Source organism: Variovorax sp. CCNWLW186, assembly GCF_037203865.1.
In the GTDB taxonomy this organism is placed as follows: Bacteria; Pseudomonadota; Gammaproteobacteria; order Burkholderiales; family Burkholderiaceae_C; genus Variovorax.
Window position 1 is genome coordinate 1 of record NZ_JBBCBO010000010.1, and the last position, 23,454, is coordinate 23,454.

The 23,454-nt window shown below is 66.4% G+C and carries 28 protein-coding genes; 12 read left to right on the forward strand and 16 right to left on the reverse strand.

The window, feature by feature from the left end:
• Window positions 1-129: 129 nt before the first annotated feature.
• Window positions 130-1,308, reverse strand: a complete 1,179-nt coding sequence (locus tag V9K97_RS13850; RefSeq protein WP_157613354.1) for an acetyl-CoA C-acetyltransferase — start codon at window positions 1,306-1,308, stop codon at window positions 130-132.
• Between the two features lie 81 nt (window positions 1,309-1,389).
• Window positions 1,390-3,138, reverse strand: coding sequence for a class I poly(R)-hydroxyalkanoic acid synthase (gene phaC / locus V9K97_RS13855; RefSeq protein ID WP_337318680.1), 1,749 nt, complete (start codon window positions 3,136-3,138; stop codon window positions 1,390-1,392).
• Between the two features lie 114 nt (window positions 3,139-3,252).
• Between phaC and V9K97_RS13860 the strand changes: the two genes are divergently transcribed.
• Entirely contained in the window at window positions 3,253-3,567 is a 315-nt protein-coding gene (locus V9K97_RS13860) for a hypothetical protein (protein WP_126748624.1), read from the forward strand.
• On the opposite strand, the gene pgeF is transcribed toward V9K97_RS13860, so the two are convergent.
• Together pgeF and maiA are read right to left on the reverse strand one after the other, a co-directional pair.
• Complete coding sequence (gene pgeF, locus V9K97_RS13865) at window positions 3,499-4,254, reverse strand: peptidoglycan editing factor PgeF (RefSeq protein WP_443303400.1); 756 nt, start codon at window positions 4,252-4,254, stop codon at window positions 3,499-3,501. The two genes, V9K97_RS13860 and pgeF, sit on opposite strands and share 69 nt — an antisense overlap.
• A gap of 17 nt (window positions 4,255-4,271) precedes the next feature.
• Window positions 4,272-4,910 (reverse strand): maleylacetoacetate isomerase, encoded by a 639-nt coding sequence (gene maiA, locus V9K97_RS13870; RefSeq protein ID WP_337318946.1) that lies wholly within the window; start codon window positions 4,908-4,910, stop codon window positions 4,272-4,274.
• Window positions 4,911-4,999: 89 nt separating this feature from the next.
• Between maiA and V9K97_RS13875 the strand changes: the two genes are divergently transcribed.
• The 4 genes from V9K97_RS13875 (at window position 5,000) to V9K97_RS13890 (ending at window position 7,444) form a co-directional block, all read left to right on the forward strand.
• Window positions 5,000-5,701, forward strand: coding sequence for a fumarylacetoacetate hydrolase family protein (locus V9K97_RS13875; protein ID WP_126748625.1), 702 nt, complete (start codon window positions 5,000-5,002; stop codon window positions 5,699-5,701).
• 19 nt (window positions 5,702-5,720) lie between these two features.
• Window positions 5,721-6,272: an NUDIX hydrolase gene (locus tag V9K97_RS13880; protein WP_337295027.1), complete on the forward strand. Its 552-nt coding sequence runs from the start codon at window positions 5,721-5,723 to the stop codon at window positions 6,270-6,272.
• 5 nt (window positions 6,273-6,277) lie between these two features.
• Window positions 6,278-6,790, forward strand: a complete 513-nt coding sequence (locus tag V9K97_RS13885) for a CreA family protein (RefSeq protein ID WP_337318684.1) — start codon at window positions 6,278-6,280, stop codon at window positions 6,788-6,790.
• A gap of 147 nt (window positions 6,791-6,937) precedes the next feature.
• Window positions 6,938-7,444, forward strand: a complete 507-nt coding sequence (locus V9K97_RS13890) for a murein hydrolase activator EnvC family protein (RefSeq protein ID WP_157613350.1) — start codon at window positions 6,938-6,940, stop codon at window positions 7,442-7,444.
• A 27-nt stretch (window positions 7,445-7,471) separates the two neighbouring features.
• On the opposite strand, the gene V9K97_RS13895 is transcribed toward V9K97_RS13890, so the two are convergent.
• A complete protein-coding gene (locus V9K97_RS13895; protein WP_337295029.1) occupies window positions 7,472-9,127 on the reverse strand; it encodes a phospholipase D family protein in 1,656 nt (551 codons plus the stop codon).
• Between the two features lie 210 nt (window positions 9,128-9,337).
• Here V9K97_RS13895 and V9K97_RS13900 point away from each other — a divergent pair, with 210 nt between their 5' ends.
• Together V9K97_RS13900 and V9K97_RS13905 are read left to right on the forward strand one after the other, a co-directional pair.
• Window positions 9,338-10,762, forward strand: coding sequence for a homospermidine synthase (locus tag V9K97_RS13900; protein WP_337318686.1), 1,425 nt, complete (start codon window positions 9,338-9,340; stop codon window positions 10,760-10,762).
• Window positions 10,763-12,076 carry an NAD(P)/FAD-dependent oxidoreductase gene (locus V9K97_RS13905; RefSeq protein ID WP_337318688.1) on the forward strand — a complete coding sequence of 438 codons (1,314 nt, stop codon included), beginning with the start codon at window positions 10,763-10,765 and terminating at the stop codon, window positions 12,074-12,076.
• 31 nt (window positions 12,077-12,107) lie between these two features.
• Here V9K97_RS13905 and V9K97_RS13910 read toward each other — a convergent pair whose 3' ends face one another.
• The 7 genes from V9K97_RS13910 to V9K97_RS13940 all read right to left on the reverse strand — a co-directional run bounded on the left by V9K97_RS13910 (window position 12,108) and on the right by V9K97_RS13940 (window position 16,856).
• Window positions 12,108-12,299 carry an aminoglycoside phosphotransferase gene (locus V9K97_RS13910; protein ID WP_258505641.1) on the reverse strand — a complete coding sequence of 64 codons (192 nt, stop codon included), beginning with the start codon at window positions 12,297-12,299 and terminating at the stop codon, window positions 12,108-12,110.
• Between the two features lie 18 nt (window positions 12,300-12,317).
• The gene (locus tag V9K97_RS13915; RefSeq protein ID WP_258505640.1) at window positions 12,318-12,908 is read right to left on the reverse strand and encodes a hemerythrin domain-containing protein; all 591 of its coding nucleotides are present in this window, start codon (window positions 12,906-12,908) and stop codon (window positions 12,318-12,320) included.
• A 95-nt stretch (window positions 12,909-13,003) separates the two neighbouring features.
• Window positions 13,004-13,501: a hemerythrin domain-containing protein gene (locus V9K97_RS13920; protein ID WP_258505639.1), complete on the reverse strand. Its 498-nt coding sequence runs from the start codon at window positions 13,499-13,501 to the stop codon at window positions 13,004-13,006.
• A gap of 97 nt (window positions 13,502-13,598) precedes the next feature.
• Window positions 13,599-14,081, reverse strand: a complete 483-nt coding sequence (locus V9K97_RS13925) for a hypothetical protein (protein WP_337318691.1) — start codon at window positions 14,079-14,081, stop codon at window positions 13,599-13,601.
• Window positions 14,082-14,091: 10 nt separating this feature from the next.
• Window positions 14,092-14,871 carry an alpha/beta hydrolase family protein gene (locus V9K97_RS13930; protein ID WP_157613341.1) on the reverse strand — a complete coding sequence of 260 codons (780 nt, stop codon included), beginning with the start codon at window positions 14,869-14,871 and terminating at the stop codon, window positions 14,092-14,094.
• Window positions 14,852-16,024: a DUF3182 family protein gene (locus V9K97_RS13935; RefSeq protein ID WP_337318692.1), complete on the reverse strand. Its 1,173-nt coding sequence runs from the start codon at window positions 16,022-16,024 to the stop codon at window positions 14,852-14,854. The genes V9K97_RS13930 and V9K97_RS13935 overlap by 20 nt, the downstream gene beginning before the upstream one ends.
• A 16-nt stretch (window positions 16,025-16,040) precedes the next feature.
• Entirely contained in the window at window positions 16,041-16,856 is an 816-nt protein-coding gene (locus tag V9K97_RS13940) for an SDR family NAD(P)-dependent oxidoreductase (protein WP_337318694.1), read from the reverse strand.
• A 262-nt stretch (window positions 16,857-17,118) separates the two neighbouring features.
• Here V9K97_RS13940 and V9K97_RS13945 point away from each other — a divergent pair, with 262 nt between their 5' ends.
• Complete coding sequence (locus V9K97_RS13945) at window positions 17,119-17,724, forward strand: isochorismatase family cysteine hydrolase (RefSeq protein WP_337318696.1); 606 nt, start codon at window positions 17,119-17,121, stop codon at window positions 17,722-17,724.
• A 19-nt stretch (window positions 17,725-17,743) separates the two neighbouring features.
• Here V9K97_RS13945 and V9K97_RS13950 read toward each other — a convergent pair whose 3' ends face one another.
• Entirely contained in the window at window positions 17,744-18,217 is a 474-nt protein-coding gene (locus V9K97_RS13950) for a CBS domain-containing protein (protein WP_337318698.1), read from the reverse strand.
• Window positions 18,218-18,242: 25 nt separating this feature from the next.
• Window positions 18,243-18,557: a plasmid stabilization protein gene (locus tag V9K97_RS13955; RefSeq protein ID WP_157613337.1), complete on the reverse strand. Its 315-nt coding sequence runs from the start codon at window positions 18,555-18,557 to the stop codon at window positions 18,243-18,245.
• A gap of 228 nt (window positions 18,558-18,785) precedes the next feature.
• On the opposite strand from V9K97_RS13955, the gene V9K97_RS27295 reads away from it, so the two are divergent.
• Both V9K97_RS27295 and V9K97_RS13965 read left to right on the forward strand, forming a co-directional pair.
• Window positions 18,786-19,334 carry a hypothetical protein gene (locus V9K97_RS27295; protein WP_443303336.1) on the forward strand — a complete coding sequence of 183 codons (549 nt, stop codon included), beginning with the start codon at window positions 18,786-18,788 and terminating at the stop codon, window positions 19,332-19,334.
• A complete protein-coding gene (locus tag V9K97_RS13965) occupies window positions 19,331-21,112 on the forward strand; it encodes a thiamine pyrophosphate-requiring protein (RefSeq protein ID WP_337318702.1) in 1,782 nt (593 codons plus the stop codon). Before V9K97_RS27295 ends, V9K97_RS13965 begins: the two co-directional genes overlap by 4 nt.
• A 20-nt stretch (window positions 21,113-21,132) precedes the next feature.
• On the opposite strand, the gene V9K97_RS13970 is transcribed toward V9K97_RS13965, so the two are convergent.
• Window positions 21,133-21,576 carry a hypothetical protein gene (locus V9K97_RS13970; RefSeq protein ID WP_337318704.1) on the reverse strand — a complete coding sequence of 148 codons (444 nt, stop codon included), beginning with the start codon at window positions 21,574-21,576 and terminating at the stop codon, window positions 21,133-21,135.
• Between the two features lie 251 nt (window positions 21,577-21,827).
• Here V9K97_RS13970 and V9K97_RS13975 point away from each other — a divergent pair, with 251 nt between their 5' ends.
• Window positions 21,828-22,259 (forward strand): hypothetical protein, encoded by a 432-nt coding sequence (locus tag V9K97_RS13975; RefSeq protein ID WP_337295041.1) that lies wholly within the window; start codon window positions 21,828-21,830, stop codon window positions 22,257-22,259.
• Between the two features lie 51 nt (window positions 22,260-22,310).
• Window positions 22,311-22,574, forward strand: coding sequence for a hypothetical protein (locus tag V9K97_RS13980; RefSeq protein ID WP_126748642.1), 264 nt, complete (start codon window positions 22,311-22,313; stop codon window positions 22,572-22,574).
• 14 nt (window positions 22,575-22,588) lie between these two features.
• Here the strand turns inward: V9K97_RS13980 and V9K97_RS13985 are convergent, their stop codons facing one another.
• Window positions 22,589-23,452: a c-type cytochrome gene (locus V9K97_RS13985; RefSeq protein WP_337318706.1), complete on the reverse strand. Its 864-nt coding sequence runs from the start codon at window positions 23,450-23,452 to the stop codon at window positions 22,589-22,591.
• Between the last annotated feature and the right edge of the window lie 2 nt (window positions 23,453-23,454).

Here is a 23,454-nt window from a genome sequence, read left to right on the forward strand (position 1 = left end):
GCGAAATAAAGGAGGAGGCCGCAGGCCGGGGGACATTCGCGGAGAAAGGTACCCCGTCGGCGGGTGCGCCGCCCCGAACAGACAGCGCAAAAAAGGGCGCCTCTCGATCGAGGCGCCCTGAAGGAAAACTCAGCGCTCGATAGTCAGCGCCACACCCATGCCACCGCCGATACACAGCGACGCAATGCCCTTCTTGGCGTTCTGCCGCTGCATTTCGTGCAGCAGCGTCACAAGAATGCGGCAACCCGACGCGCCGATGGGGTGACCGATGGCAATGGCGCCGCCGTTCACGTTCACCTTGTTCACGTCCCAGCCCATTTCCTTGTTCACAGCGCAGGCCTGCGCGGCAAAGGCTTCGTTGATTTCGAGCAGGTCGAGGTCGGCCGCCTTCCAGCCGGCACGCTGCAGCGCCTTGGTCGACGCGGGCACCGGGCCCATGCCCATGATGGCCGGGTCGAGGCCCGCGGTGGCATAGCTTGCGATGCGGCCCAGCGGCTTCAGGCCCAGGGCGGCGGCCTTCTTGGCCGTCATCACCATCACGGCGGCGGCGCCGTCGTTCAGGCCCGAGGCATTGCCGGCGGTCACGCCGCCGGCCTTGTCGAACGCGGGGCGCAGGCCCGCCAGGCCTTCGGCGCTCGTCTTGCGGTTGATGAACTCGTCCTTGTCGAAGACGAGCGGGTCGCCCTTCTTCTGCGGAATGCTCACCGGCACGATTTCGTCCTTGAACTTGCCGGCATCTTGCGCAGCCGCAGCCTTGGTCTGGCTGCCGAGGGCGAGCTCATCCTGCGCGGAGCGGTCGATGCCGAACTTCTTGGCCACGTTCTCGGCCGTGATGCCCATGTGGTACTGGTTGTACACGTCCCACAGGCCGTCGACGATCATGGTGTCGACCATTTTCCAGTCGCCCATGCGCTGGCCGTTGCGAGAGTTTGGCAACACGTGCGGCGCCATGCTCATGTTCTCTTGCCCGCCGGCAATCACGATTTCGCTGTCGCCCGTGGCCACGGCCTGTGCTGCGAGCATGACCGCCTTCAGGCCCGAGCCGCACACCGCATTGATGGTGAGCGCGGGGGTTTCCTTGGCGCCGCCGCTCTTGAGCCACGCCTGCCGCGCGGGGTTCTGGCCCGCGCCGGCTGCCAGCACCTGGCCCATGATGGCCTCGCCGACCTGCTCGGCCGTGAGGTTCGCGCGTGCAATCACTTCCTTGATCACGAGGGCGCCCAGCTCCGTGGCCGCAATGCCGGCGAGCGAGCCGCCGAACTTGCCGACCGCCGTGCGTGCAGCCGAAACGATGACGATGTCTTCCATGAGGTTCTCCGTTGAAGTGATTTGAATGAAGCGGGTGCGTGGGATTGTGCGTGCGGCTGTCGGCTGCTGCTTTGGGCCATGTCAGGCGCGGGCCTTGACGTAGCGCCCCGGCGCCGGCTCGATGGCCTTGTAGGCCTTGCCGTTGCCGTAGGTCTTCGGCGCGGGAACCTGCTTGCCCGCATGGCCCTTGAGCCACTGGGCCCAGTCGGTCCACCAGCTGCCGGGGTGCTCGGTGGCGCCGGCCAGCCATTCGGCCTGCGTCTTGGGAAACTTGCCGTCCTCGCGAATCCAGTGGCTGCGCTTTTTCTTGGCGGGCGGGTTGATCACGCCGGCAATGTGGCCTGAAGCGCCCATGACGAAGCGCTTCTTGCCGGGCAGCAGCTGCGTCGATGCATAAGCCCCGCCAATCGGCACGATGTGGTCTTCGCGCGAGCCGTAGATATAGGCCGGGATGTCGATCTTGCTCAAGTCCACCTTCTGGCCGCACACCGTGAGCGCATTGGGCTTGGCGAGCTTGTTCTCGTGGTACGTGTTGCGCAGGTACCAGGTGTAGAACGGGCCCGGCAGGTTGGTGGCGTCGCTGTTCCAGTAAAGCAGGTCGAACGGGGGCGGCGTTTCGCCCTTCAGGTAGTTGCCGACCACGTAGTTCCACACAAGGTCGTTCGGGCGCAAAAAGCTGAAGGTCGAGGCCAGGTCGCCGCCCGGCAGCAGCCCGCCCTTGCCGAGCTGCATTTCGCGGTACTGCACCATCGGCTCGTCGACAAAGATGTCGAGAATGCCCGTGTCGCTGAAGTCGAGGAACGTGGTGAGCAGCGTGACCGAGGCCGCCGGCTTTTCGCCGCGTGCCGCAAGCACGGCCAGCGCGGTGCTCAGGATGGTGCCGCCCACGCAGAAGCCGAGCGCATTGACTTGCTTGCTGCCGCTGATTTCCTGCACCGTGTGAATCGCCTTGATTGCGGCGTTCTCGATGTAGTCGTCCCAGGTGGCGTTGGCCAACGATTCGTCGGGGTTGCGCCAGCTGACCACGAACACGCGGTGGCCCTGCTCGTTCGCATAGCGGATCAGCGAGTTCTCGGGCTGCAGGTCGAGTATGTAGAACTTGTTGATGCAGGGCGGCACCAGCAAGAAGGGCCGCTCGTACACCTTGGCCGTGAGCGGCTTGTATTCGAGCAGCTGGAACAGCTCGTTCTCGAACACCACGGCGCCTTCGGTGGTGGCCACGTTGCGCCCCACTTCGAAGGCGCTCTCGTCGGTCATGCTGAGGTGGCCCTGCTTGATGTCGTGCAGCAGGTTCTGAATGCCCTTGGCAATGCTCTCGCCCTGGGTTTCGATGGCTTTTTTCTGCGCCTCGGCGTTCAGCGCCAGCGAATTGCTCGGCGACGAGGCCGCCATCCACTGCTCCACGGCAAAGCGCAGGCGGGCCTTGGTTTTTTCGTCGGCGTCGATGGCGTCGGCCATGTTCAGCATGGTGCGGCCATTGAGCAGGTACACGGCCGCCGAAAAGGCAGCGAGCGGATTGCCGCCCCAGGCGTCGGACGCAAAGCGCTTGTCGCCCTCGGGCTTGGCGGCGAAGCCCTGGCGCCAGAGCTCGGTCGCCTCGGCAACATATTGCTGCTGGATGGATTGAAGCTTTTCGGGGTCGATGGAGATCTTGGGCAGCTCGGGCATCTTGGCCGACTGCGGCATTTGCCACAGCGGCGTGCCGCCGACGAAGGCCGAGGCCCCCTGCGCGGCGGATTGCTGGAACGATTCCAGCGCCTTGTTCCATCCCTCTGACAGTGCCTGCTGGAAGGGCGCGAACGCATCGGCCCCCGTGGCTTGTTGCTTCATGGTGTCTCCTGGTCCTCGCCTGAGTCGGTACGGATGGCTGCTCGTGTTTTGAGTATGCTGCATTTCACAAGGCCTTCATAACGCCGCCCACCTACTTACCGACTGAAACTTGTTGTGTTCATCCACCTGATCGTGATCGGCTGGCTCTACGTTGCCGTGATGATGGCCGTCGCCGAAGCCACCAGCACCACGGGCACCGTGCTGGGTGCCATCTTCACATTTCTTTTGTACGGATTGGCGCCCGTGGCCTTGGTGGTTTACCTGATGGGAACCCCCGGCCGCCGCCGCGCGATCAGGCAGCGCGAGGCCGAGGCGCAGGAGGCCGCACGCCGCGCCGCAGCGGCGGAAGCGAGCAAGGATTCAGGCCTTCCAGACCAGGGCGGCGAAGCGCCCGCTGACGCCGTCCCGCCGGTGCGAAAAGAACCGTGAGGGGTTGCCGACGGTGCACCAGCCGTCGGAGCCGTCATTGCCATACACGGCTTCCACGCCGGCCGCGCGCAAGCGCTGGCGTGCAAGCGCCGGCAGGTCGGCCAGCCATTTGCCGGCTGATTGGGAGGGCTGAAAGCACCCCGCCGCCTCCGGCGCATGCGCCTCGAATGCGGCCTTGACCTCGGCGCCCACCTCGAAGGCCTTGGGCCCGATGCAGGGGCCGAGCCATGCCAGCACCTTGCCCTGCTCCGGGGCAAAACCCCCGGCCGTTGCTTCGAGCACGCCGCCGGCAAGGCCGCGCCAGCCCGCATGCGCGGCGGCCACGCGGCGCCCTGAGGTATCGGTGAAAAGTACGGGCAGGCAATCCGCCACCATGATCGTGCAGGCCAGGCCGCTATCGCCGGTGGTGCAGGCGTCGGCGGCGGCGCCATCGGGCAAGGCACTGTCGACGCCCTCGAGCTCCACGACCTCGCTGCCATGCACCTGCTGCAGGAAGACCGGCCGCACGCCGATGGCCTGCCGCAGACGCGTGCGGTTGGCCGCAACGTGCGCCGGCTCGTCGCCCACGTGGTCGCCGAGGTTCAGGCTTTCATAACGCCCGGCCGATACGCCGCCAGCGCGCGTCGTGCACAGCGCCCGCACGTTCTGCGGCGCCGACCAGTCGGGCACGAGCCAGCGCGGGTCCATGCCGGCGTCCATGCCGCTCAGGCTTCCGCGTCGGGCGCCTGCGAAGGCTGGGCACGCTGGAACGCGTCGAGTTCCATGCAGGCCTCGAAGGCGGCCATGGTGCGCGGCAGCCCGCTGAAGTCGCAGTCGAAACGCCTGCCGTTGAAAATCTGCGGGACCAGGCAGCAGTCGGCCAGCGTGGGCGTGTTGCCGTAGCAGAAGGTGCTGCCGGGGTGCTGCGCAAGCTGCCGCTCGAAGGCCAGCATGCCGTCGCGAACCCAGTGGCGGTACCAGGTGTTCTTGGCCTCGTCGTCGAGCTTGAGCTCCTTCACCAGGTACTTGAGCACGCGCAGGTTGTTCAGCGGGTGGATCTCGCAGGCAATCGACTGGGCCAGCGCCCGCACGTGCGCCCGGCCGACCGGATCGTGCGGCAGCAGCGGCGGCTCGGGGTGGGTCTCGTCCAGGTATTCGATGATGGCCATCGACTGCGAAAAGCGCTCGCCCTCGTCTTCGAGCAGCGGCACCAGCATGTCGGCCGAAATGGCCGAATAGGGGCCCGTGCGATGGTCGCCGCGGGCAATGTGCACCGGCACGTAGTCGTAGTCCAGGCCCTTCAGGTTGAGCGCAATGCGCACCCGGAAGGACGACGAGGAGCGGAAGTAGTTATGCAGCTTCATCATTGCGCAAGCATAGCGCTCGCGAACAACCCTGGCCTGCCTCTGGCACACTGCCGTTTTTCTCCGTTCCGCTGAAAAGGACAGACGCAATGGCTTCCGAGTTTGTTTTCGCCCCGCCCGCGACCGTTTCGGTTCCGGTGGTCGGGCAGCCCGCCCGTTTTCCGGTGCACCGCATCTACTGCGTGGGCCGCAACTATGAAGATCACGCCAAGGAAATGGGCTTTACCGGCCGCGAGCCGCCGTTCTTCTTCATGAAGCCGGCCGACGCGCTCGTGGTGGTCGATGCGGGCCAGACCGGCACCATGGCCTACCCCACGCTCACCAAGAACCTGCACCACGAGATCGAACTCGTGGTGGCCATTGGCACCGGCGGCAAGAACATCTTGGCCGCCGACGCGCACAAGCACATCTACGGCTACGCTGTGGGCCTGGACATGACCCGCCGCGACCTGCAGGGCGAGATGAAGAAGCAGGGCCGCCCATGGGACATCGGCAAGGGCTTCGAGCAGAGCGCGCCCATCGGCCCCATCGTGCCGGTGGCGCAGGCCGGCGATGCCGAGAACGCCGAAATCTCGCTGCAGGTCAACGGCACCGACCGCCAGCGCAGCACCGTGAGCAAGCTGATCTGGAACGTGGCCGAAACCATCGAGCATCTTTCGGCCGCCTGGGAGCTGCAGCCCGGCGACCTGATCTACAGCGGCACGCCCGAAGGCGTGGCGGCGGTGGTGGCGGGCGACACGCTGGTCGGCGAAGTGGCCGGCCTGCCCAAGCTGACGGTCAAGATCGTCTGAAGCCCTGCGCTCACGCTTCATGATCCTGCGCGTCCCGATCAAGCACTGCAAGAACTGCGGCACCGCGGTGGTCTACCGCATTCCGGACGATGGCGACACCAAGGAACGCGCCGTCTGCCCCGCCTGCAGCACCATCCACTATGAGAACCCGCTGAACGTGGTGGGCACCATCCCCGTGCTCGGCGACAAGGTGCTGCTGTGCAAGCGCAACATCGAGCCGCGCTGGGGCAAATGGACGTTGCCCGCGGGCTTCATGGAGCTTGGCGAAACCGCCGCCCAGGGGGCGGCGCGCGAAACCGACGAAGAGGCCGGCGCCCACTACGAGATGCAGGGCCTCTTCGCGGTGATCAGCGTGGTGCGCGTGGGGCAGGTGCACCTGTTCTACCGCGCCCGCCTGCTGGACGACCGCTTCGACCCGGGCCACGAAACCATCGAGGCCCGGCTTTTCACCGAGGAAGAAATTCCCTGGGAAGAGATCGCTTTTCGCACTGTGCGCGAGGCGCTGGAACACTTCTTCGAAGACCGGCGGCGCGGCAGCTTCGACCGCGTGCACGAACTCAGCATCGTTTGAAACACATGACCATCCAGGCATTGCGGGCCACCGCCCTCTTCCGTGCGGCGCTCGCGTCCACCGTTGCCGTCGGCCTGGGCCTCGCGCTGGCCTCGGCGGCGCAGGCAGAAGTAGTGGGCGACGTCGACACCGCGTTCAAGCTCATCGGGCCGGACCACAAGATCGTGGTCGAGGCGTATGACGACCCCAAGGTCAACGGCGTGACCTGCTATGTCTCGCGCGCCAAGACGGGCGGCCTGGCCGGGGCCTTCGGCGTGGCGGAAGACAAGTCAGAAGCTTCCATTGCCTGCCGCCAGGTCGGCCCGGTCAGCATCACGCAGCCGCTGCCCAAGCGCGAAGAGGTCTACACCGAGCGGCTGTCGATTCTCTTCAAGCGGCTGCGCGTGGTGCGCATGGTCGACCCCCGGCGCAATACGCTCGTCTACCTTACCTACTCCGACCTGCTGATCGACGGTTCGCCGAAGAACAGCGTGACGGCGGTGCCGATCGACCGCGGCACGCCCATTCCGCTCAAGTAACAAAAAGCAGGCACCGCCAGCCCTTCACTCCTTCTCCCGCGGCCCGCACCTGCCGGCCCTGCGAGTTTGCTAGCATGCCGGCGGTAACTCGCCCGGCGTGCCGAGCCGAAGGAACCCTCAGCAACGAATTCGTTCCAACAGAGAACCATGCAGCACCTTCAGACTTTTGTTTCCCGTACCGGCGCCGCGCTACTCGTAGCGGCCGGCCTTGCAGCCTGCACCACGCCCGCACCGCCTCCCCGGGCCGGCGTGAACGTGCCACCGCCCGTCCAGCAGCCGCAGGCCATGTTCATCCGGCCCGCCAGCGGCACCACCATTGCCCGCTTCGACGGCGTGCGCAACAAGGGACTGGACATCGCCGGCAACCTTGGCGATCCGGTCGTGGCTTCGGCCGACGGGCGCGTGGTGTACGTGGGCGGCGAACTGCGCGGCTACGGCAACATGGTCATCGTCAAGCACAACGACACCTTCCTCACCGCATACGCCCACGCTGAAAACATCGTCGTCAAGGAAAACGCGGTGGTGCGCCAGGGCCAGAAAATTGCCGAAATGGGCAAGAGCGGCACCGACCGCGTGAAGGTGCATTTCGAAATCCGCAAGAACGGCACCGCCGTCGACCCCGAGCCCTACCTGAGCGGGCGCCTGCAGCACTAGGCACCCGGTGGCGGCGCAGGCGCGCCGCTAAAGCAGGCTCTCGGGCACCAGCGGGGCAAACAGCTCCAGCTTCCAGCGCGACCAGAAATCGGTTTCGGGCTCCACGTGCAGGATGGTGTCGGCGCCGTCGCCCGAGGCCGGGCTCACCCATTCGATGCCGCCGCGCGGCCCCAGCTGCAGCTGGTAGGCACCGTCGAGCCGCATGAAGCCGATCAGGCTGGTGAGCTGCTGCGCGATCTGCGGGCTGAAGATGAAAATGCCGACCTCGGTGTTGTGCAGCATCGAGCGCGGATCGAAGTTCATCGAACCGATGAAGACGATGTTGCGGTCGATCACGGCCGACTTGCCGTGCAGCCTTCCGCTCGCCGAACCGTAGATGCCGAAGCGCTTGGTTTCTTCCACGCGCTTGGGGCTCAGTTCGTACAGCGCCACCCCCAGCCGCAGCATCTCAGGCCGGTAGCGCCGGTAGCCGATGTGCACCAGTGATTCGTCGGTGGCCGCGAGCGAATTGGTCACGATGGTGTAGCTCACGCCCTTCTGCCGCACGATGCGCATCGACTCCATGCCGCCGCGGCCTGGAATGAGGTATGGCGTGGTCTGCAGGATCTCGTGCTCCGCGCCGCGTATGTAGCGCCGCACGTTGTAGAGCACGCTGTCGGTCGACTCGTCGGCGGGCAGCCCGCGGGCCTCCTCCGTGGGGCCGAGCGCCTTGGCGGGCGCGTCGGCGTAGGCTTCTGCGCGCGCCCACACGAGCGAAAGCGCGCCTTCGTCCAGGTCCTTGGCCAGCGCGTTGTTGCCCAGCAGGTCGGTGGAAGCGAGCGGATCGGGGTGCAGCGTGTCCGGCCCGCCGGTCAGCTGCTCGAAGCGGTCGCGCAACTGCTGCGGCGTGGCCCCGCCGGTCGACACCAGCGACTCAACGGGGTACACGTAGGGGCTGTTCCAGTACATGTCGAACAGCGACGAAAGCCGCGGCACCACGGTGCCGGCCACCAGCGTGTCGATGTCGATGAAGTTGGAGCCGCCGTCGCGCAGGAAGTACTCGTTGGCGATGTTGCGCCCGCCCATCACCGCCATCACGTTGTCCACCACGAAGAGCTTGTTGTGCATGCGGCGGTGCACGCGGTCGAAGTCGAGCAGCGACGAGGCCCAGCGCGTGCCCAGGCGTTCGCGCCCGGCGGGAAACGGATTGAACATCCGCACCTCGGCATTGGGATGCGCCGCCAGGCCAGCGAACAGTGGGTCGGCACCCGCGGTGTAGAGGTCGTCCACCAGAAGGCGCACGCGCACGCCGCGCTCCGCCGCGTCGCGCAATGTGCGAAGCAGGTAGCGGCCCGTTTCGTCGTTCTGCACCAGGTAGTACTGAACATCTATGGAGCGCTGCGCGCGCTTTGCCAGCTCGATACGTGCATGCAGCGAAAACTGCGCCATGGGCAGCAGCCGAAAGCCGCTCAAGCCCCGCTCCGGTGGTGAAGCCGCCGTGACAAGGCGCCCGAGCATCGTGTCCGTGCCGTTGGTGATGGCCATCGACGGCTTGCGTTCCACACCCGACGGCAGGCCCGCGCAGCCGCCCAGGAGCAGCAACGCCATGCCCAGCACCAGCCAAAGCGGCCAGGCGTTGCGCACGCCGGTGCCGGCTGGCTTGTCGGAAATTCCTGAAATTCTGGGGTTGGAGTTTTCTGCCATCGGACGGTGCGATGCGCGATGCGCGCAGGGTGGCCGGTTTCTACCATGAGCCGGCGGAAAACGACCGTTTATGGAGTCCTCCTACACCATCGGCAAAGGCAAGCTGACGCGTGGACGCAACCGGTGGCACCACATTTTTTGAACACGAACGGAAAACCAGGTAGCAGTCAGCCCGGCGGCCAGCGCCGGTGCCACTCAGCGAGGTTGTGGATGACCAAGAAGAATGAATTGCTGGCGCGTTTCGACGGCAGGCTCACGATGGTCGGCTTCGGCTCCATCGGCCAGGCGCTGCTGCCGCTGCTGTTGCGCCATTTCGGCCTGAAGGCCTCCGACATCAGGATCGTGAAGCCGGGCGAAGACCGAAGCGGCCTCGCAAAGGAACTGGGCGTCGAAGTCATTCCTGCCCGCCTCGAAGAAGGCAATTTCGCCGCCGTGCTCGAGCCCCTGCTGGGCAAGGGCGACTTCCTGGTCAACCTGTCGGTCGATGTTTCGAGCCTTGCGCTCGTCAAGCTCTGCCGCGAACGCGGCGCCTTCTATCTGGACACCTGCAACGAGCCCTGGCCCGGGCGCTACGACGACCCCGGCGTGCCGCCTTCCCGCCGCTCGAACTACAGCCTGCGCGAAGAAGTGCTGGCCTGGCGCCTCGACAAGCGCAGCGGGCCCACGGCCGTGATCACGCAAGGCGCCAATCCGGGGCTGGTGTCCGCGCTACTCAAGCAGGCGTTGCTCAACATCGCGGCCGACACGCATGCGCAGCTCGAATCGATGCCCACGAGCTACGAGGACTGGGCCGCGCTCGCCAAGCAGCTGGAGATCAAGGTCATTCACATTGCCGAGCGCGACACCCAGGCGCCAAGGCAGCGCAAGCAGCGGAACGAATTCGTCAACACCTGGTCGGTGCGGGGCTTCGTCGACGAGGGCCTGCAACCCGCCGAGCTGGGATGGGGCACGCACGAGCGGCACTGGCCGGCCGATGCGGCGCGCCACGGCTTCGGCAGCGACGCGGCCATCTATCTCGGCCGACCCGGCATCGGCACGCGGGTGCGCAGCTGGACCCCGCTCGAAGGGCCCTACCACGGCTTTCTGGTGACGCATGCCGAATCGATTTCCATCGCCGACCACCTGACGCTGCGCAAGGACGGCGAGGTGGTGTACCGCCCCACGGTGCACTACGCCTACCACCCCTGCGACGACGCCGTGCTCTCGCTGCACGAAGTGGCCGGAAAGAACTGGCGCCTGCAGCACCGCCAGAAAATCATCCGCGACGAAATCGCCGAAGGCATGGACGAACTCGGCGTGCTGCTGATGGGCAATCCCAAGGGGGTCTACTGGTACGGCTCCCGCCTGACCATCGATCAGGCGCGCGAACTGGCGCCCGCCAACAGCGCCACCAGCCTGCAGGTGGTGGCCGGCATCCTGGGCGGCATGCTCTGGGCGTTGCGCAACCCCGATGCCGGGCTGGTGGAGCCCGACGACCTCGATCACCGCGTGGTTCTGGAAGCCGCAACGCCCTACCTGGGAGAGGTGGCGGGCGTGTATGGCGACTGGACGCCGCTCAAAGACCGCAGCCCGCTCTTCGATGAAGAAAAGGATGAAGAAGACCCCTGGCAGTTTCTCAACTTCCGGGTGGCCTGATTGCTGCTGCGAAAAGAACTCGGCGTCGTCGAGAACTCCTACTACGAAGCGAGCGTGCAGCGCGCCGAGCGGTTCGAAGCTGCGCGCCCGCTCGAAGGCATTGCCACCGCCGATGTCTGCGTGGTGGGTGGCGGCCTCGCGGGCCTTTCCGCGGCGCTGGAGCTGGCTTCTCGCGGCTATGCCGTGGTGCTGCTCGAAGCGCAGCGCGTCGGCTGGGGCGCCTCGGGCCGCAATGGCGGGCAGGCCATCGTCGGCTTCGGCTCCGAGGGCGAAGCGGCTATCGAGAAGCAATTCACACCCGAGGACGCGCGCCGCGCCTGGAATGTTTCGGTCGAAGGGCTGAACCTGCTGCGCGACCGCATGGCCCGCCATGCCATCGATTGCGACTGGCAGCCCGGCTACCTGAATCTTTCGGTCAAGCCGTCGAAGTCGCGCGCACTTCGCGAATGGATGGAGCATGTAGGCCGCGTTTATGGTTATCCGCTGCAATGGCTGGGGCCCGCGGAAATCGCGCAATGGGTCGACAGCAAGCGCTTCGACGCCGGCACCTTCGATGCGTTTTCGGGCCACCTGCATCCGCTCAAGTATTCGCTGGGCCTGGCTTCCGCGGCGCGGGCGGCCGGTGCGCAGCTGCACGAGAACTCGGCCGCCCAGGTCATCGAGCGCGGAACGCGGCCCGTGGTGAAAACCGCGCAGGGCGAGGTGCGGTGCAGCTTCGTGGTGCTGGCGGGCAACGTCTACCTTGCGGAATATGGCGACGACGTGGCGCCCGAAGTGTCGTCGCGCATCATGCCCGTGGGCACCTACATGATCGCGACCGAGCCGATGGGCAAGGCGCGCGCGGATGCGCTCATGCGCGGCAGGCCGGCCGCGTCGGACACGAACTTCGTGCTCGACTATTTCCGCCTGAGCGCCGACGACCGGCTGCTGTTCGGCTCGGGCGACAGCTACAGCGCCCGAACCCCGCGCAACCTGATCGAGAAAATCCGCAAGAGCATGCTCACGGTGTTTCCGCAGCTCTCCGACCTGGGCATCGACCATGCATGGGGCGGCTTCGTCGACATCACCATGAACAAGGCGCCTGACTTCGGGCGCATCGGCAGCAACATCTACTACCTGCAAGGCTTCTCCGGCCATGGCCTGGCGCTGACCGGCATGGCGGGCAAGCTGGCGGCCGAGGCCATTGCGGGGCAGGCGGAGCGCTTCGACCTGTTCGCCCGCATCGGGCACCTGGCCTTTCCCGGCGGCACACTGCTTCGCACCCCCGCGCTCGTGCTGGGGATGATGTACTACCGAATGCGCGACCTGCTGTAGATCCAACCAGGCGGGTGCCCGGGGTGCCCGGCTACGAAGCCTCGCGCCCGCGCGGAACCTTGCCCTCGGCGGCAAGCTGCAACACGCCTTCGGCGAACTTCATGAGCTCGTCCGAGAGCGGTGCCCCGGGCGCAAGCACTCCCACGCGCTCGGCCAAAGCCTGGAAAGCAGCGCGCGATGACTCGGGCGCGGACGGCAACGGAATATTGGTGTCTTCTGGCATGAAGCCGTGTTCCCCAGGTCAGGCGCGCGCGTGCCAGCGCAGATGGCCGGAACGCCGTGCCAGCAGAAGCCCCGCCGCGGCCAGGCCGACCACGGCAATGGCCGCGGTGTTGCCCGAAGCGGCCCGCCCCATGTCGAGCGCAATTTCGCCCGTGCGCGGGCCTGCGAGCTGCAGCCTGCGCTTGGTCATTTGCGCCCCCAGGTCACCCAGCTTGTCTGCCAGGTGCTTTTCGGCCGCGGGCAGCAAGATGGTTTCCTCGTCGGCCACGTGATGCATCACGTCGCGCATCAGCGCCGACAGGGTTTCGTCATAGTCGCGCGCCTCGGGCTCCATGGTGCGAAGCAGGCCGATGAGCCTGCGCATTTCGGAATGCTCGTGGATGGCTTCGGTAATGCGTTCATCGTCGATCTTGCGCATCTCGGGGTAGAAGATTTCTTCCTCGAGCTGCGCGTGAATTTCGAGCGCCGTGCAGATGGTGTTGACCAGCCCCTTTTTCACGCGGCTCGGCGCGCTCGCCTTGTACTGGTGAAAGGTGGAAAGCACGTGCGTGTGATCCAGGCGAATCATGTTGGTCGCCGTGGGAAAAAGCCGGGAGACTAAATTTGTCATGGGTGACCTCCAAGGCCGATCGAAAAAGCGTGGCACCCGGCCGGCGGGCGGCCGGGTGCCGTTGAGGTGGCTAGGCAGCCTGCAACCCTGGCGGGTCAGGCGGTTGCGCCGGTGAGTTCTTCCATCAGCTCTTCCTTGCGGGCCGCAAGCTGGTCGCGCATGGCCACGAGGTCGAGCCCCTTGGCGGCGCGCGCCTTGACGAAGATCTCGTTGCGCTCTTCCTTCACGTGGTGGTCGATGTATTCACCCAGCACGATGACCTTGGCGTCGAACTTGTCGTCCACATCGGCGGCTGATTCGATCTGCGCAATCAGTTCCTTGGCGCTGGCGTGCTCGACTTCGGCTTCGTCCAGGAGATCGGTCTCGCTGAGCGCTTCGCGCAAGGCGGGGTAGAAAATTTCTTCTTCGATCTGCGCATGCACGGTCAGCTCGGTGCAGATCTGGGTTGCGAGTTCGCGCTTCTTCTGCTGCGCGCTGGCGGCCCGCGAATGGGTCAGTTCCTCGTACTCCTTGAACAACTTCTTGACGTTGCGGTGGTCGGTATCGAGAAGGCTGCATGCATCGGGTGCTGCTCGCTTGGTAGAGGTGGGCATCGTGGGGCTCCGAATAAGGTTGGTGGAAGCTGAACGATGGGGGGGCTCGAAACACCGCGACGTAGGAAAGCTGCCTGTGTGCGCGTAGCAGCGCCCACTACTCGCGCCCGCGCTGCGCAAGAAGGCACCCGGCTGCCAGCCCCACTGCAAAGAGGCCGTAGACCACGGCCATGGAGCCTTTCGAAAGATGGTGCTCGAAGCCGGGCGTGAGCCGGCGCGGCGTGATCGTGTAGTCGATCGTGCAGGCCACCGCCGTTGCGGCGCCGGCACTGGCCAGCGCGGCAGGCACCGATTGCGGCGGGCGCCGCTCGGCATGCAGCCAGGCGTAGAGCACCGCCCAGAAGATAGCGCTCGCATGGTGGGTGGCATAGCCCAGGGCCGTGTGCCGCAGCGTGGGCCGGTACACCTGCAGGGCCTGATCGCCCCAGAGCCAATGGCTGGTGGCATTGGTGGGCGCCACGGCGCTGCCGGCCTCGCGCCGGCCGCACAGCATGAGCGCGACGGTCGAGGCAAGGCTGGCGAAGGTTCCGGCAATCAGGCCGGTACGCAGCACCGGCACGAGTCGTTTGCTTGTGTTCATGTGGAAACCTCTATGCAGGGCTTTCTGAAACAGCCCGCGTCATGGCGCCGGTGGCTCTGGCGCCAAGCGTCATTTCCGTCATCCAGGACACCAGGAGCTGCCCGTAGGCCTGGCGGGACGACTGCTTCGACAACGCATGGTCGGCGCCCGAAATGACGCGGTAGGTGGCGGAACGCACGCGCTTGAACGCGCCCAGGTAGTTCTCGATGACGGGGTGCGGCACGATCTGGTCGTGCTCCGATTCGACGATCAGCACGTCGCCGGTGAAGGCCTCGCAGGCGGCCAGTGCGCGGTTGTCGCGCGGCCCCACCAGCGTGCGGCGGTAGGCCACCAGGTCGGACCTGCTCAGCTGCCCCTTGGGCGCCAGCCACTCGCGGTCCCGATAAAGCGCCGGCGCGCGCAGTGCGAGCCAGCGCACCGGCCGCATGGCGCTGACCAGCGCCGCCAGGTAGCCCCCGTAGCTGCTGCCGACGATGGCAATTGCGTTCGGATCGACCGTGGGGTGGCTCACCAGCGTGTCGTAGGCTGCGAGCACGTCGCGCAGGTTGTCTTCCCGCGTAACCTCCTTGCGCAGCGCCGCGTGGCGCGCGTGGCCGCGCAGGTCGAAGGTGAGGCATACGCAGCCGAGCGCGGCAATGTCGTGCGCGCGCGCAATGTATTGCTCCTGGCTGCCATCCCAGCCGTGCACGAGCAGGACGCCGGGCACCATCGTCGAAGCGGCGACCAGCGTTCCGGCAATGTGCTGGCCGTCTACGGGAATATCGATAACGTTATGTCGTGTCGCTGGCATACGGTTGGATCAATGCGTACTTGGTCAGGGCGCCGATCTGGCTGTCGATGCCACGATAGTGCACCGCCGCATCCGAAGGAATGGACGCCGCCGCGCCATACGCCTCAAAGCACGAGACGCGCAGGCGCTCCAGCGCCGGGTCGCGCCAGAAGCTCTCGAGCGCCATCATCTCGGCGCCGGTTGCGCCCCCCACCCGCCACGACTGCTCCAGCACACCCGAGCGCCACGCGCCCCCGGCGCCCACGCCCTGCGCCACGTCGTAGTTCACGCGCGACGCAAGAAAGCCGGGAAAGCAGTCGATCACCGCCTGGTGGTAGCGCCGCGCCTGCTCGATGGCCAGGCACAGCGCCGGGCTGGGGCTGGTCTTGGCAAGCAGCGCGTCGAAGTTGCCGCGCACCAGCGTCAGGTCGGAACCGCCGTATACGCTCTGGCCTGCGTTGTCGGTCGTCATGCGCTGGCGGCCGAAATAGCTCACGATCATGTGGTCGACCATCACCTGCCCCACGCTGAAGGTGTCGGGCCGCTCGAGGTTCTCTTCGATCACCACGCCGTGCAGCGCGATCTCGCTCTCGTCCATGGCGGCCAGGCTGCGGTCCAGCGCATCGGCGCCGGTGACCATCGTCTGCCCCCGTCCGCCGGTGGCGCATACCGGCTTCACCCGCACCGGGCTGTTCTCGAGCAGGCGGCGCCCGGCCCATCGCGCATCCTCGGCAGAGAAGGCCGAGAACCCGTCGAGCGCCGCATGCGAGATGTCGGCGGCAAATCCGGGCGCCCACCCTTCAGGGCAGGCTGCGGCCCGTCCGACCAGCGGATGCGTGATGGCCTTGGTGGCCACGAAAGGGTATGGAACCACGCCCCCGAACAGGTCGTGCAGCGTCGAGATGCCGAGCGACCGCGCCTGCTGCGTGCTGGGCACGGTGTCGCTCGGCACAAAGTACAACGGCGTGTTCTCGTGCGCGCGCGAGGCGTCGTATTCGCCGGCAAAGCGAAACTGCTTCAGCGCCGCAAGGCGCTGGGCGAAGTTGCTGCGCGTGGCGCGTTCGTGTTCGCTGCCGTAGGCCTGCGGATCGGCGCTCCACACCACCACGCTGCCGCCGGTGCTCTTGAGGACGGTGTCCACGAGGGCGACTCCCGAGCTGAAAGAAGTGTCCATGGCTTGCGCTCCCGGCCTAGCGTGGGTCCGCCGTTCCGGGTTCGGCCATCCTGCGGTGCTGCTTGGCCAGCAACGCCGATGGCGTGACGTTGGCAACCGCGACCTGGAGCTTGTTCTTCCACCCCGCGACCACGTCGCCTTCGCCGTTCATCATCGCTTCGAAGCCGATCTTCGCCACCTTGGACGGGTCGGCCTTCTTGTCGTCCTGGCCCACCTTGGTGTCGAGCATGTCGGCACGGTCGAAAAACTCGGTGTCGGTCGGCCCGGGCATCAGGCAGCTCACCGTCACGCCGCTGTCCTTCAGCTCTTCGCGCAGCGCAAAGGAGAACGAGTCCAGGAAGGCCTTGGTGCCGTTGTAGACCGCCTGGAAGCTGCCGGGCATGAAGCCCGCAATGGAGCCGGTGATGAGAATGCGCCCCTGCCCGCGCGCGCGCATCCCGCCGCCTATGGCATGAATCAGGTACAGCGTGCCGGTGATGTTGGTGTCGAGCACGTGCCGCGCGTCGGCAAAATTCTGGTCGAGAAAGGCATGGCCGAGCCCTCGCCCGGCATTGGCGAGCAGCGCATTGACCGGACGCTGCCCAGCCGCCGCCAGCAGGCGGTCGACCCCCTCGGTGGTGGAAAGATCGGCAAGCACGGGCTGCACCTCCACGCCCAGGCGGCGCAGTTGAACCGCGGCGTCCTCGATTTCGGGCTCATCGGCCGCAATCAGCAGATCGAAACCCTCGTTGGCGCAGCAGCGCGCCAGTTCCAGCCCTATGCCGGACGAAGCGCCGGTCACGATGGCGAAGGGCCGCGTGAAAGCGGAAGTGCTCGTCGGGGAAGTGTTCATCGGAATAACTCCTTGTGAACGATTGGCGGGGGCGCACGGAAGCAAAACCGTGCATGGCGACAGCTCCAGCCCATGGTCGAACACCTTGCGATCCGGCGGAGCGGGATAACGCGCGTCGTTGTGAAAGAGGCCTCCTACGCGCCCGCCCAAGCACCGGAGAACTCGGCGGCGACTTTCGCGGCCACGCGCAGCTTTCCTACGGGCTCGGCCATGCGCTTTGGGAAATGGTGAGGCCTCCCGCTGACTGGAGTTTTGCCGGCCCATGGCCTCATCCGCTTCCTCCCCGCCCCCCGCCCTCGCCTCCGCGCCCGCCGCCGGTCACACCGCCCTGCTGATCATCGACATGATCAGCTGCTGGGATTTTCCCGATGCGGAAAAATTATTGCCCGGCGCGCACGCCATTGCCGGACGCATCGCTGCCCTGAAGGCGCGATGCACCCGCGCCGGGGTGCCCACCATCTACGTCAACGACAACCGCGGACGCTGGCGCTCCGACTTTCCGAAACTGGTGGAGATGTCGCTCGCCTCCGGCGGGGCCGGCGCCGAAATCACATCGGCGCTGCTGCCGGGCGAAAAAGACTACTTTGTGCTCAAGCCCAAGCAGTCCGCCTTCTTCGCGACCCCGCTCGAGTTGCTGCTCGCCTACCTGAAGGCAAGGCGGCTGATCGTGACCGGCGTGGCCAGCGACCAGTGCATCTGGGCCACGCTGGCCGATGCGGGCATGCGCGACCTGGAAGCACTGGCACCCCGCGATTGCGTTGCTTCGCAAACACCGGAGCGCAACCAACGGTTTCTGCGCCAGGCGGAAGAAGCGCTGTTGGTTCGCACCACACCCGGCCCGCGCATCCGCCTGCCTGCGAAGCGTTGAGCGGGCCGGCGTCAGAAGTTCAAGACGCGCCGCCGCCGCTGGGCCCGCTCGCGGCGGACTGCTTGGAGCGGTCCGGCTCGGCCGGCTGCGAAATGATGTTGAGCGTATCGCCCGCCTTGCCGATGTCGCCCTTGGCGGCCGTGTCGCCAAGCGACAGCATGCCCACGAGCCGCCGGTCGCGGTCCACCACCGGCATGCGGCGCACCTGGTAACCGGCCATTTCATTCATCACCGTTTCGACATTGTCGCTTTCGGTGCACCACTTGACGTCCTTCGTCATCACCTCTGACAGTGAAGTGTCCAGGGGGCGCTCCTGCGCCACCACGCGCAGCACGATGTCGCGGTCGGTCACCATGCCCAGCAGGCGCTGGCCGTCGCACACCGGAATGGCGCCGATGTCCAGCTCGTCCATCGCCTGGGCGGCCAGTGCCACCGAATCGGCGGGCGAAAGGGCTCGTACGCCGCGGGTCATCAGTTCGGAAACTCGGGTCATTGCGGATCTCCTTGATTGCCTGGGGTCAGCCGCTGCGGTGCTCGGCGTTGCGCTTGCGCGTTGCAGCGGCCTTCTTGGCGGATGCGGAACGTTCGGCGGCGGTTCGCGATGCTGCCGCAGCGCCGCCCTTGTGGCCGCCCTTGCGCGACGGGGCGTGGTTCTCGGCCTTGCCGCGGCCGCTGCCGCTCTTCTTGCCGCCGCCGGTCTCGGCGTTGACGGTGGCCCAGGCACGCTTTTCGGCCTCGGCCTTGCCGACACCGCGGTGCTCGTAGCTTTCCTCGATGTGCTCGGCCTTACGCTTCTGCTTGTCCGTGTAGGACGACTTGTCACCTCGTGGCATTGCTTTCTCCTGAAGGGTGAAGATGCCTTGCATCGTGCGCCTGCCCTCTGCGCCGTGGGTCGGAGGACGCAGGACCTGCGCGTGGGAGCAGTCTGGCGGCGGCGCAACGCCATGCCGCTGTGGGATTGCGCCGACGCCTCCTGAAGCCGATTGCACGACACCCGCTGCGCCCGCACGCGCAGAACATGGGGTGGTGGTGGCCGCCCCTCGCCACCGAAGGGCGCATCGATGATGAACCTGTCCGATCTTTTCTCCCCCGACCAGCCGCTGCTTGAAATGGTGATCCGAGGCAGCGCGATCTACTGGTTTCTCCTGATCGTCTTTCGCTTCGTGCTGCGGCGCGACGTGGGCTCGATGAGCATGGCCGACCTGCTGTTCATCGTGCTCGTGGCCGACGCGTCGAGCAATGCGATGCAGGGCGAATACAGGTCTGTCACCAACGGTGTGACGCTGCTGGCCACATTGATCGGATGGAACTACCTGCTCGACCTGCTCGGCTACCGCTACGAGTGGGTGGCAAGGGTGCTGGCTCCCCCCGCCCGAGCCGCTGGTGCGCCACGGGCGGCTGGTAACACGCACGCTGCGCAAGGAGCGCATCAGCGTCGACGAACTGATGGCCAAGCTGCGGGAACACGGCATCGACGATCTCGGCTTGGTCCGGGTCGCGCTGCTCGAGGCCGACGGAAAGATCAGCGTCATCCGCAAGCGATAGAGCAACCCACCGCATCCACAGCAACCGACAAACGCCGGCGCGTCCGGCAGATGGAGTTTCAATGAAGCAGACAGTCAGCGATTTCGTGGTGCAACGCCTGTACGACTGGGGCGTGCGGCGCATTTACGGCTACCCCGGCGATGGCATCAACGGCCTGATGGGCGCGCTCGACCGGGCCGACGGCTCCATCGAATTCGTTCAAAGCCGTCATGAGGAGCTTGCCGCCTTCATGGCCTGCGCGCACGCCAAGTTCTCGGGCGAGGTGGGTGTGTGCCTGGCCACATCGGGGCCCGGCGCAATCCACCTCCTGAACGGGCTCTACGACGCGAAGCTGGACCACCAGCCCGTGGTCGCCATCGTCGGCCAGCAGAAACGCAGCGCCCTGGGCGGCGACTACCAGCAGGAGGTGGACCTTGTCTCGCTGTTCAAGGACGTGGCGCACGAGTTCGTGCAGATGGCCTCCAGCGCGGAGCAGGCCCGCCACCTGATCGACCGCGCAATGCGCATCGCGCGCGACCGGCGCGCGGTGACCTGCGTGATTTTTCCCAACGACGTGCAGGACCTGCCCGCCGTGCCGGTGCCGCCGCGCGAGCACGGCACCGTGCACAGCGGCATCGGCGCCACGGCCACCGCGGTGGTGCCCGAGGCACACGCGTTGCAGCGCGCGGCGGAAATCATCAATGCCGGAAGCAAGGTCGCCATCCTCGCGGGTGCGGGTGCCCTGCACGCCACCGACGAATTGATCCACGTGGCCGAGCGCCTTGGCGCGGGCGTTGCCAAGGCCTTGCTGGGCAAGGCCGCGGTGCCTGACGACCTCCCCTTCGTGACCGGCGCCATCGGCGTGCTGGGCACGCGGCCGAGCTCGCGAATGATGGAAGACTGCGACACGCTGCTGATGGTTGGCTCGTCGTTTCCGTATGCGGAGTTTCTGCCGCCCGAGGGTCGGGCGCGCTGCGTGCAGATCGACACCGACCCGCGTGCCATCGGCCTGCGATACCCGGCGGAACTGGGCCTGGTCGGAGACAGCCGCGCCACGCTTGCCGCCCTGCTGCCGCTGCTGGAGCACAAGGAACACGGCCCGTGGCGCCGCGGCATCGAGGCCGAGGTGGGCAAATGGTGGCGGGTGCTCGAGGCACGCGCCCATGTGGAGGCATCGCCGCTCAACCCGCAGCGCGTGTTCTGGGAACTCTCCCCGCGGCTGCCCGAACAGGCGGTGCTCACGTGCGACAGCGGCACGGCCGCCAACTGGTATGCCCGCGATGTCAAGCTGCGCCGCGGCATGAAGGCCAGCCTTTCGGGCGGCCTGGCCACCATGGGGCCCGCCGTTCCCTACGCCATCGCGGCCAAGCTGGTTCACCCGGACCGGCCGGTGGTTGCCATGCTGGGCGACGGTGCCATGCAGATGAACGGCCTGAACGCGCTCATCACCCTCGCGCGCATGTGGCGCGATTGGGCCGACCCGCGCCTGGTGGTGATGGTGCTCAACAACCGCGACCTCAACCTCGTGACCTGGGAGCAGCGCGTGCTCGGCGGCGATCCGAAGTTCGAGGCCTCGCAGGTGCTGCCTGATTTTCCGTACGCGCGCTTCGCGGAAATGCTCGGCCTGGGCGCCTTGCGTGTCGACACGCCCGAAGCGATCGGCCCCGCATGGGATGCCGCCTTTTCGGCCGACCGCCCCATGCTGCTCGAGATGGTGACCGACGCGGCCGTGCCGCCGCTGCCGCCCGATGTGTCGCTGGCGCAGGCCAAGGCCTACCTCTCGGCGCTTTGGCATGGCGACCCCGAGGCGATGCGCACCATCAAGGCCGCCGCGCGGGAATACTGGGCCAGCGCAACGGCCTGAGCCGCTGCGCCGCTAACCCACTACCCGCTGGTCCGGATGCCCGCCCTCGCCTTCGATTCTTCTTCGCTGGCGCGCGAGAGGCATGCGGCCTTGTCGCCGCCCTGACGCTGGTTGCACTTCTCCCTGGCCACCTCGTAGTTCACCGCCACTCTGGTTTCGGCAAGGCGGCGGGCACTCGCATCGCTGGGACTGCGTTGATGGTCGAGCTCGGCCGTCGCGATCTTCTCGCGGCCCTGGGCTTCCTTGATGCAGACGGTTCGTGCGGATTCGGCCTGCGTCTCGCACTGGCCCAGCGCCGCCTTGAGGTTGGCACCGATGCGTTCGCGTGCGGCGCCGTATTCCACGATGGCCGGATCTATCTCGGCCGGGTGCGGCCGGGTGTCTTGCGCACTTGCCGCGGCTGCGACAACCCACAGCAGTGCGGCAGCGAACAACGCGTAAAGCTCGTGTTGCATGATTTGCATGGCAATCTCCTGTACGTTCGCGTTCAGCCAGTGTGGGCGCCGCATCGGGCGAGCCGGTAGGACGTGCGCCCAAGCGTTCCGGGGGCCCCGCCGACGCGCAGCACCCTCGGCAGTTCCGCCCGTGGAGCGTCAGCATGTGCTTACGGATGCTTCGCGACGCGTCCTACCGATGCCGCGCAGGCGACTTCTATATTGATTTCAGACGCCGAATCCTTTCTTGCAGAACAACCACCGGCGTCAAGGAGATCATCATGAAGAAGCTGTTAATGATTTGCGCCGCGGCATCGTGCCTTGGAATGGTCCAGGTGCACGCGCAAGTGAACACCACCCCCTCGGCGGCAACCGATCCGGCCATGGCCGAATTCAAGGCGGCCCGCGACAAGATTTCGGCCGACTACAAGGCCGACAAGGCGGCCTGCGACGCCATGAAGGACAACGCCAAGGACGTCTGCATGGAAGAAGCCAAGGGCAAGGAAAAGATTGCCAAGGCCGAACTAGACCAGAAGCAGAAACCCAGTGACGGCAATGCCCGCAAGGTGGCCGAAGCCAAGGTGGAAGTAGCTTATGAGGTTGCCAAGGAAAAGTGCGACGACCAGAAGGGCGACGCCAAGGACGCTTGCGTGAAGCAAGCCAAGGCCGACCAGGAAAAGGGCAAGGCCGAAATCAAGGCCATGAAGAAGTGACACCCAAGTGACGGGAGTCATTCCACCAGCCCGCGCCGGGACGACGAAGTGGTGAAGCCCGTGCAAACGCTCGCCATTTCCGAGACCCTGCGCACGCAGCTGTCCGCCGAAAATCTCCTGGCCATCAATTCGCATGGCCAGGAGGTTCTTCATGGGCTGGACTTCGACGAGTCGCAGCTCCTTGTGGACTGCAGGGAGCAACCGCCGGCCGATGCCTCCATGCAGGAGCGATGCGCCGAGCTCGTCATCAAGCACGAGCGCGCGCGCTTGCGCATCGCCACGGTCGACGACGAACGCACTGCCGCGAAGTTCTAGCCTGGCAGCCGCCCTCAACGCAACGTTGCAAGGTACGCTGCGATGTCGCGCGCGTCCTGTTCGGTCACCCCCAGTTCCGGCATGGCCGTCAGCGGATCGACCTCTCTCGTATGCCGCAGCCAGCGCACCATGTTGTCGGGCGTGTTGGCCAGCTTTCCGGCAATGAGGGTGCGCCCCCCTATTCCCGCCAGCGGTGGGCCGACGTGTGGAGACGAACTGGTGACGCCCGGAATGGTGTGGCAGGCGCTGCAGGCGTACTGGTGAAGCGCCCGCTTGCCGCGGTCGGCATCGCCCACGCGAACCGATGCGCCATCCGGAGCCGCGCCGCACGCCGAACCCGTTGATGCGCCCTGCGCGCCGGTCGCGTCGAAGCGCGTGGCTTCGGCATATTGCTGCGGCGTCAAATCGGGAAGCTTGGCAAGAAACGCCACCACCGACCACAGCTCGTCCTCGGACAGCCTGTATTCCCAGGCCGGCATGCCGCTCATCTTGATGCCGTGCTTGGTGAGCCAATACAGCTCGCGCGGCTTCCAGTGGTGCCGTGCGTCCACCAGCGGGCCGGGCAGCGGCTGCATGCTCTTTCCGATGTCGCCCTGCGCCACGCCCGGCGCGCCGTGGCACTGAACGCACTTGTCGCGAAAGCACGCCGCGCCGCGCATCACCAGCCGCTCATCGTCGAGCTTCGGCGTCTCGATGTTGCGGGCCCGCAGCTTGACCGACTGGTGCATGGCGGTTTCGAGCAGCGAATACACAGGCTGCGTGTGCTGCACCGTGGCGGCCACGTTGTACAGCCCGCCGTACACCACCAGCGCGCCCGCCGCCGCGCCTGCAAGGCCCAGCGCGGCAATGGTGAGAAGAACGGTCTTGGGTGCACCCATCG